Raw genomic sequence first — 9,074 nt, 5'->3', positions numbered from 1 at the left:
CACCTACTCACTTCGCGTTCCTTGAGGAAGGAGTCTTCTTGGCTAAAATGATAAAAAAATCTTCTTTTATGATTAAAATCTTCTTTACTGTTTATCAAATTTATATGATTAAACTACTTAATCAAACTATACACTACAAGTTGAAAATATATACTTATACAGAATGATTACATACATTTTCTCATATCATTTCTCAAAGGACTATAAAGCAATAAAACAGATAAAATTAGCAATATGGTTACTTGACAAGCAAAAAAAATATATTTATGCTTGCTACACGAAACAAACACATAAAATTTATATTGCTTAACCTGTTAGGTGAGGCTCCTATGCAAACACAGGCTATTGCCCAAAAATGTCGAAAGACGCCAATGGGTAGAACAGGAATTGTCGGATTAAGGCTCTTCTTAAGATAGCTAAGTAATGAATTTTCATTACTTTACGTTGTATAGTGCCAAAGCTCTACTAGGGGGAGAAAAGCCTTATTTAGTCATGCCATTTTGAATCCCTCTAGTTACATACTAGGGGGATTTTTGCGTAAAAAAACAGGGAGTAAGCAATAGAATCTTCCTAAACAAAAGTCATATTTAATAATTGACGAGAACAAGATTCTATTCATTAGCAAATGGAATATTATGTTTTGTTTTAAATCAGGAGGATAATAAAATGAAAAAAATATTAAAACTCGATTATCTATTGCTCCTTCCTCTATTCATAACATGTACTTTAGGTATTATCATGATGTATAGTGCAAGCTCCATTGTCGCTGTCCAACATTACGGTTATAACAGTAGACATTTTGTTGATTCTCAATTAACAAAGCTACTTTTAGGAACGATAGGGTTAATAGTTTGTGCTTTACTCCCATATGAAATATGGAAAAAACGAATAATCTCAACCTGTATTATGGTTGGGGGGATTTTTTTATTAATTATGGTTTTATGGAAAGGAAAAGTGGTAAATAATGCTCAATCATGGATCTTTGGAATACAGCCAGCTGAATTTCTTAAATTAGGAACAATACTTGTAACAGCCCGTTTTTTTGCATTACGACAAGAACAAGCTAAAAATAACTGGAGTGGTATCGGAAAACTTTTATTTTTTTTAGCTACAATTTTTTTTCTTATCTTTAAACAACCAAATTTAGGATCTGCACTTTTAATATTAGGTATAGGTTTTAGCATATTTCTTTGCTCAGGAATAAATATAAATCTACTAATCAAAAGAACTACCATCGGTTCTATTTTATGGTTACCTATTTTATATTATTTGATTCAATATAGTTTATCAGAAGTTCAAAAGACACGTATTACTACGATTTTCAATCCCTTTGTTGATGCGCAAGGAAATGGATACCAGCTTGTAAATTCTTTTATTGCCATTGGCTCTGGAGGAATCACTGGTCGTGGGTTTGGAAATAGTATACAAAAAACAGGTTATCTGCCAGAACCACACACTGATTTTATAATGGCGATAGTTTCTGAAGAACTAGGATTTATTGGTGTATTTATTATATTGGCTGGAGTTTTGACTATAGTACTTCGCTCCTTAAAAATTGCACAATTATGTGTAGATCCATTCGGCAGTTTTATAGCAATTGGTATAGGATGTATGATCGGTATGCAATCTGTTGTAAATTTAGGTGGTATTACAGGACTATTTCCCCTTACAGGTACCCCATTTCCATTTGTAAGTTTTGGTGGAAGTTCTTTAATGGTCAATTTAATAGCAATAGGAATATTAATTAACATTTCAATTTTTAATAAAATTAAGTTTGATAATCATAATATATAATTTTTATATTTAAATTTAAAAAATTTTAAAATTCGACCTCATTAATTAAACTATATTTAAAGAATTTCTAATTATTTTTTAACTGTATAAATATTAATATTTATGTTCGTTTTAATACGAAAAAAGGCAGGCATAAATATATGCTTGCCTTCCGTTCTCAAAATCAATTAAACCTAAAACAAGGTGAGGTTAACCAAATCTAGATACTGTCTTCTACGCCCTATTTTTTACTTTTCTAAAACAATTTCTGCTATTTCATTAGCATATTTTTTAGAGTCAAATCCATCATAGTTACTTAGTACTACAACAGACAAATATTCTTTTGGAAACCGCATGAAGTATGAACGATAACCTGCCCAGCTACCTGAATGTTCCAAGTATCGACAGTTAAAACCTTCTGCATGCCTTAGCCCAAAAGCATAATCTTCATTGTCAATAATCGTCTCCCCAGTTGGAGAAATTTCCGGACCTATTTCGCTCATTCTTTTAACAAGTTCTTTTCCGCCAACGGTACCTGTAGTTAAATTTTCTCCCCACTTTACCAGGTCTTCAACTGTTGCATGAACTGCCCCATCACCTGTATGTTCCCAAGGGCTTTCATAGATTTTATATGTTCCTTGCTCATTCTTCGAATACCCACTAGTAATTGGTATAGTAGTTGGGTAGTGATCTATAATTGTTGTATCTCTCATATTTAAAGGGTCAAAAATACGCTCCTTTGTAAACTGACGTAGAGACTTGCCACTTACCTTCTCTACCACTTGTGATAATAAGAAATATCCTGTATTGCTATACTCAAATTTTGTGCCAACAGGGAACCTTGCAATTTGATGACCATAAAGGTGTTTTAATGATTCTTCCACTGTTAATGTATCAGTAAATTTAATATTTTCTGCTTCAGCCAATTCCATATAATCAACTAGTCCACCAGTGTGATGAATTAGATGTCTCAGTGTTATAGGTTCAGCATATGTTCCTATAAAAGGGACGAACCTTACAATTGAATCATCTAAACTCAATCTTCCCTCTTGTTCTAAGAGTAATATAGAAAACGCTGTAAATTGTTTAGAAACTGAGGCGATATTCAAAACGCTCTTTGTAGTTATCGGTAAATTTTCCTCTATAGAAGCTAAGCCAACTGCACCTTTATACGCTACTCCACTATCAAAACTAGCAATACATGCAAAGCCAGGGGCTTTGGGTGAAAATTTGTTCAATAATTGTTTAATGGAAGTATGTGTCTTTTCATTATATGTATTATTCATCTCAATCACGTACCCTTCGCTTAAAATGATTACAAATATAGTGAAAAATACTATATATAAAAATGTCAGTGTAAGTGTTTAAAAGTTATAGCATGAGTCGTATGCCCTATTATAAAAAGCAAACTTAATTAAGTTTGCCTCTTTGATGTTATTCCAAATCTAATTAGTTTTGATAATATATCTTTTGTTTACGCTGAAATGAATAAGTTTTAATTTCATCTGTATCTAAATTTTCATGAAATAGATGTATGGCTATAATTTGTCTACAATCATAGATATGATAATAATATATACCAGACTCCATACACATTGCGCTTGTATAAATGGTATTATCTAATGTACCTTCTTCCGTTATCACTCCACCTATTGGAAGCTCACAATTTGATAAGATATGAAAAATGGCCGATACCCCTTCCTCTTCGTTATCTATCCCTTGAATATTTTGTTTGCTATACGCCGCCCGAACAAACCTTGATGGTGGAATGATATCCCCAGGGAGTCCCATCGAACCTGAGCCTTGTCCAAAAGCACTTAATGGTACATCCCCCCATTGGGTTGATGCATATGGCTGCGATTTAAGACCTATATATGGTCTTAAATTTTGTAAATTCCAGTTAAACTCAGGAATATTGGTCATTACCCCTAGCGGATTATCATACATTTTTAGCCCCTCAATTGTCGGCTCTAATACAATACATTCTCCCCATTTATCCGCTAAGATCTAATGTAGCGGTGGGGTAACTCCTAAAACAGATAATGGTACATCTAAAAAGAAATACTATCTACAGATTTCTTTAACTCTTCGACAGAATTGAATTGTGTGAGACTCCATGCCACAAAATCAAATGGAGCCAGATTTGTTTTATAACCATCCATATCGTTACCATAAGTGGAGAATCCCAGAAAACAAAGTGCTGCACATGTCATACCTGATTCATTTACACCATCTGCCAGAATGACCCTCCCTTGATAGTTAATCCCCATCCCGACAACTGCTTGTTTCGTTTCAATAGTTTCACCAGTTATATTGTTCCATCGATAACTTCGAGGAACTATTATTACTTCTTGATTGAAATCTAATGTAAAATCCATTGTTCTTGCAAAAAGATGTTGTCCGTTTTTTGTCTGTAATGTCAAACTAGTACACATAAAGAACGCCCCTTTGTTTAGTTTATTTAAACAAAAACCCATTTAATTTCTATCCTTAAGTTGATAGGTACGTATCTTTTTTCTTACTCATATTTATTGATTCCTCTTTCAAAATTTGAATTTTCTAATGCAATAAGTCCAATACTATAAGGAAAATAAAAATAATTAAAGAGATTACTAATCTCCTTTATGACTTCCCCTAACAAGTTAAAAAGCTATTATAAACAAACTTCAATAAAAGATACCTTCTCCCTCCTTTTTTATTACGGGATTTTGGAGTGGTTGGATGTTATCTAAGACAGTATTATTTATTGCATATGCTTCTTTCTAATTAACTCAACCTCCTAGTGAATAGAAATAAATTTATGATATGAATTTGTTAGATTTGTTAAATGGAATGCAAACAGTACTTCCTTCTATTATTGAGCGCCAAACAAATACTTAATAAAAAATTAGGGGTTATCTGGAATATGTTTAGAATGACTTATTTTGCATTTTTCTTATTCGCCTATTTAAAAGATATTTACTATGTAATTGTGCATATTAACTAAATGCTTAATAAACTTAATGTTACATGTGGTAAGATATATAAGAAAGGTACTTTCTATAAAGTAGGTTCTTAGACCAGAAGGCGTAACGCATCTCATATTCATGATGTGGCGTTACTGTTACTACCCATACATATGTAAACTATTTTTCAAATGAAGTCTATTGGTGTCTAGGATTCTGTTTTATAGGAAGTGTTTTTATAGGGTGGGGAATATATATAGGAACATGGTTCAAGTCAAAGAAAAGGAACTCCTAGGAGTTCCTTTTCTTTGACTATTTATATGTGCGAACGCTTTCGAAATTATTGGATATAAATTGATGTACGCATTGTATTAAATGGTGCATTTATAGATGTCTTTTGGTACTCAAACGTTCCTTGTTGGTGCCCAGAAGCATCCCATTTATAATACCAGCCAACGATCGGTCTTCCGCCAATTATAGTGGATCCAATACTTTTTACATTAGAACCATTCATTTTAGCAAATGGATTTTGGCCATATCCCATTTCTTTCGTAGTAATATATAAGTATTTCCCTCCGTGATTACGTGATGTGCTAAAGCTGTTCTGGTTAATTGTTTCTACTCCACCCAGTTCAGACTCTACTTGTACGACGTTTAGTGAAGTAAGTGGTGCTGCTGGTCCAGCAGAAGCCTCTGTTGCCATTCCTAATCCGACAAACGCTGTGATTGCTAACGATGAAATCCCTAGTGCTGCTTTTTTAAACATAAAAAACATCCCCTTCCATCTATTGTTTTCACTTACATTGCCAATATAATCCTTATAACCTTATATGTAAATAGATCGCAACTGTAGAAATAATAGAAAGAATATTCTGTTTTACAAACGCCAAAAAATGACTTTCACAACTTGAATAAGGGCATCAAACAATAATTCGAAGAGCTGCGCGAGCGACCTCTGGTCATTTACCGCTGATTCAACAGCTATCCACGAGACTTGTCAGAAAACCAGCCTCGGCATAGGAATCATCACGCAATCCGCGTTTGAGCTGGCGTACCACTGTAGTCTGGAAATCGACAGTCCTTCCCTCCAGACCAGGATCGCTGCAATCTGGATCAAGGAACGTTACATGTCCTCATTGACCAGAAAGTTCTTGAAAAGTTTCAGTAGGGAATAATAAAAGTAAGGAGTGAATCGACTGTTCACTCCTTTGAATTATAACCATAGAGGTCCGTTTAGCTTTGAAATAAAGATTGATAAAAAAGTTCTTTAAGCCTTATTTAATAGCAAATACAAAAAATCTATTTTTAAAAAATTTTAATCAAAAAGGTGTTCTGGGGAGTCAATCTGCATAAAATTCAACTGTTTCATTCGGTTTATGATAGATAGTCCTTCATTAACTCTATGTAATTCAAGCCATCTATCGAAACCAGAAAAAAAGAAGAAAAGCCAATAGATTTCTGCAAACTGGGCATATGATTTGGTATTGTAAAGCCCTCTGGCATCAATTTGTTCATCACCTATCATCATGTATCCCTTGGTTGAAACCATCAGCTTTTCTGTACCGCTTCCCAGTGGATAGCTCGAAAAGTTATGGGTGTTGAGCTCAACTTAACGACGACGGGAGCTGCCCCCAATTAGTGATGAAAGCCATTATCACATTTCGTATCATGAGGCATAGGCCCATCCAGCGAATCCAGAAAGGCAACAGCCTGTTTGAGGTTTTTCAAAAATAAATGCGCGAGATCCACAGAGAATCCATTTCGAACCACGACGCGCATAATCGTCACCGCTTCTAGATCTGGAGGCAATGGATAGGCAGGTACTTGCCAACCGAACACACGCAATTGTCGAGATAAATCATAAAGATTCCAGTTTGATGTGTAACCATTTTTCAGTCGCCAAGCGAAAACCGGTATATCCGAACCATCGGACAAAAGTTCAAATGGTTCCATCTTTTGAATTGCCTTGCTAAGAAAAAGAGCGACTTTCTGAGAAGCGATTTGGACATCATAGTACCCCTTTTTCCCCAGGCGCAGGTAATTGTAATATTGCAGGAGTACTTGTGCACCAGGACGTGAAAAATTCAGGGCAAAAGTTGGCATGTTGCCGCCTAAATAGGAAACGCGGAAGATTAGATCCTCAGGGAGATCATCAGCTTCCCGCCAAATTATCCAACCCAAACCAGGGTAGACTAATCCATATTTATGTCCGGATACATTGATGGACTTTACTCTCGGCAATTGAAAATCCCAGACTAAATCTGGTTGGAGAAACGGGGCTATAAATCCGCCCGAAGCCGCATCCACATGCATAGGAATGTCGAGCCCCGTCCTCTCCTGTAAATCGTCCAATGCTTTTGCAATGGCAGCAACCGGTTCGTAAAGTCCGGTATAAGTCTCACCAAGAATCGGTACCACACCAATCGTATTTTCATCCACGGCTGCAATGACCCCCTGAGGATCCAACCGGGGATGCTCAGGGCTAACCTTTACATAGCGTGGTTCAACCTCCCAATAGTTCGCGAATTTTTCCCAAACGACTTGAACAGCAGAACTAAACACAATATTAGGTCGATCCACCGGCTTCCCCTCTCTTTTGCGTGCATTTTGCCAGCGTCTCTTTAACGCAAGCCCCCCGAGCATACATGCTTCCGACGATCCAGTTGTTGAAACGCCCATAGTTTTAAGAGGGCTGGGGGAATGCCAGAGATTGGCTAAAATGCGAACACACCGCTCCTCAATTTCAGCTGTCTGTGGATATTCGTCCTTGTCAATCATGTTCTTATCGAATGATTTGGCATATAGGTGCTCTGCGGTTGGCTCCATCCATGTGCTAACGAACGTTGCAAGATTCAAGCGTGCATTGCCATCTAGAGTAATTTCATCATGGACGATTTGATACGCTGTTTCTGGTAACATGCCTTCATCAGGCATGTTAAAGCGCGGAACGACTGATTCTCCCTTGCGGGCAAAAAGAGGATTTATAGAAAATTCGGGAGGCAGCTCCATTTGCACATGACGCGGTAAATATTGTGGATTATCTGGCATGATCTCTTTTCCTTCATATGTATCGTTTTGAACTTCTTCTTTTCGATCCTGCGGCATACTAGTCCCCCTTAATTAATGGTTTAAATATATTATTTACCAAAAAATATTCGTTAAACCCAAGAGGAAATTCTATTAAAAGGTACTACCAACATTCAAATTAAAGAAGTATAGTCTGTAATTATAAAATAGAAATTGATTTATATTATAATGAAAATATTGAATATTTGTAATATAATTATTAAGTTATGCATTTATAGAAACTTAAGGGGTATGGTTATGGAGTTTATTACATTTAAAGTAATTTGTATCTTTTTATTTTTAATGCTTATGACTTCTATAGAAGTTTTAGGATATGGAGTTCGACTTGTTGGGGCGAAATTAGCTTTAGTTGCATCGGCTTTTGCTATATACAATATTATGTCTTTAATTGCTCGATTTTCTAATATGTTTCAACAACCATTTACTGCTTCTTTAGTTGATAGTGCAGCAAAAAATGGTGGATTAGAATTACTAATTAACCAATTTAGATTTTTGTTATTAGGTTCTACTATGGGAGTAATACTTGGAGGATTATTAGTGCCATTTTTTATGAAGGTTTTTTCTAAAGCGCTAATACCATTATCAAAAGATGGTTCGTTTTTAAACATGTTCAAATTAATAAATAGTACTAATTTAAAAAGAATGAAAAACTATTTTGTTTTAATAAATAAAAATAATCTAGAAGGAGTAAATTTTAAAAATATATCAATTAAATTATTTGTTACCAATACAGTTGTTTCTGCTGTATTTACAGTAGGTGTTATGTCTGCGTTGTATGCAACCTTATTAATTCCTGATTATGATAAAGCAGCGATGTCTTCATCCAATATTATTACAGGAGTAGCTACGATTCTATTAACATTGCTTATTGATCCTAAATTGTCTTTTTTAACTGATAAAGTTGTACAAGACAATCGAAGTTATTGGGAACTTAAGAATTTCACATTTATGATTTTAATTTCAAGGTTATTAGGTACATTAGTTGCTCAGGTTATATTAGTTCCAGGTGCATATTATATCGCATGGTTTGCTAAATTTATTTCTTGAAAGTTTTATATGAAAATAAAAACGCGAGACGGTTCCACAATAACCGTCTCCCATCTTTAAAAATAACCAAATATCACTTTACTTCAACTAATTTCTCTATACTTACCTTTTTTATATCTCTAGAAGTAATAAACAAAACTAAGTTAATTAAAATTACATCTATACAAATACCCAAAATTCACTTTTATTGAACTCCCCCCACTTTCACTTCGTTTAGAAGTG

The 9,074-nt window shown here is 34.7% G+C and carries 6 protein-coding genes, 1 pseudogene and 1 riboswitch; of the genes and pseudogenes, 2 read left to right on the top strand and 5 right to left on the bottom strand.

Translation table 11 applies throughout. The features are described from left to right. The first annotated feature begins 303 nt into the window (after window positions 1-303). Window positions 304-480, top strand: a riboswitch (M-box (ykoK) riboswitch). Window positions 481-666: 186 nt separating this feature from the next. Then, the gene (locus RT27_RS31190) at window positions 667-1,794 is read left to right on the top strand and encodes an FtsW/RodA/SpoVE family cell cycle protein (protein WP_043939088.1); all 1,128 of its coding nucleotides are present in this window, start codon (window positions 667-669) and stop codon (window positions 1,792-1,794) included. Between the two features lie 227 nt (window positions 1,795-2,021). Here the strand turns inward: RT27_RS31190 and RT27_RS31185 are convergent, their stop codons facing one another. The 5 genes and pseudogenes from RT27_RS31185 to RT27_RS31165 all read right to left on the bottom strand — a co-directional run bounded on the left by RT27_RS31185 (window position 2,022) and on the right by RT27_RS31165 (window position 7,823). Continuing rightward, entirely contained in the window at window positions 2,022-3,059 is a 1,038-nt protein-coding gene (locus RT27_RS31185; RefSeq protein ID WP_043939086.1) for a serine hydrolase domain-containing protein, read from the bottom strand. Window positions 3,060-3,222: 163 nt separating this feature from the next. Next, window positions 3,223-4,208: pseudogene (locus RT27_RS31180) on the bottom strand (choloylglycine hydrolase family protein). An 850-nt stretch (window positions 4,209-5,058) separates the two neighbouring features. Beyond that, the gene (locus tag RT27_RS31175; protein WP_000472918.1) at window positions 5,059-5,484 is read right to left on the bottom strand and encodes a DUF4879 domain-containing protein; all 426 of its coding nucleotides are present in this window, start codon (window positions 5,482-5,484) and stop codon (window positions 5,059-5,061) included. A 549-nt stretch (window positions 5,485-6,033) separates the two neighbouring features. Beyond that, the gene (locus RT27_RS31170; protein ID WP_043316496.1) at window positions 6,034-6,243 is read right to left on the bottom strand and encodes a hypothetical protein; all 210 of its coding nucleotides are present in this window, start codon (window positions 6,241-6,243) and stop codon (window positions 6,034-6,036) included. Window positions 6,244-6,353: 110 nt separating this feature from the next. Beyond that, window positions 6,354-7,823 (bottom strand): glutamate decarboxylase, encoded by a 1,470-nt coding sequence (locus RT27_RS31165; protein WP_043939082.1) that lies wholly within the window; start codon window positions 7,821-7,823, stop codon window positions 6,354-6,356. Between the two features lie 219 nt (window positions 7,824-8,042). On the opposite strand from RT27_RS31165, the gene RT27_RS31160 reads away from it, so the two are divergent. Next, on the top strand, window positions 8,043-8,852 hold the full coding sequence (locus RT27_RS31160; RefSeq protein WP_043939080.1) for a DUF2837 family protein: 810 nt from the start codon (window positions 8,043-8,045) through the stop codon (window positions 8,850-8,852). Window positions 8,853-9,074 lie beyond the last annotated feature (222 nt).

It is taken from the genome of Bacillus sp. L_1B0_5, assembly GCF_000836715.1.
Lineage (GTDB): Bacteria > Bacillota > Bacilli > Bacillales > Bacillaceae_G > Bacillus_A > Bacillus_A thuringiensis_S.
Note: the sequence above shows the minus strand (reverse complement) of the source record. Positions and strands in the feature narration are given on the sequence as shown.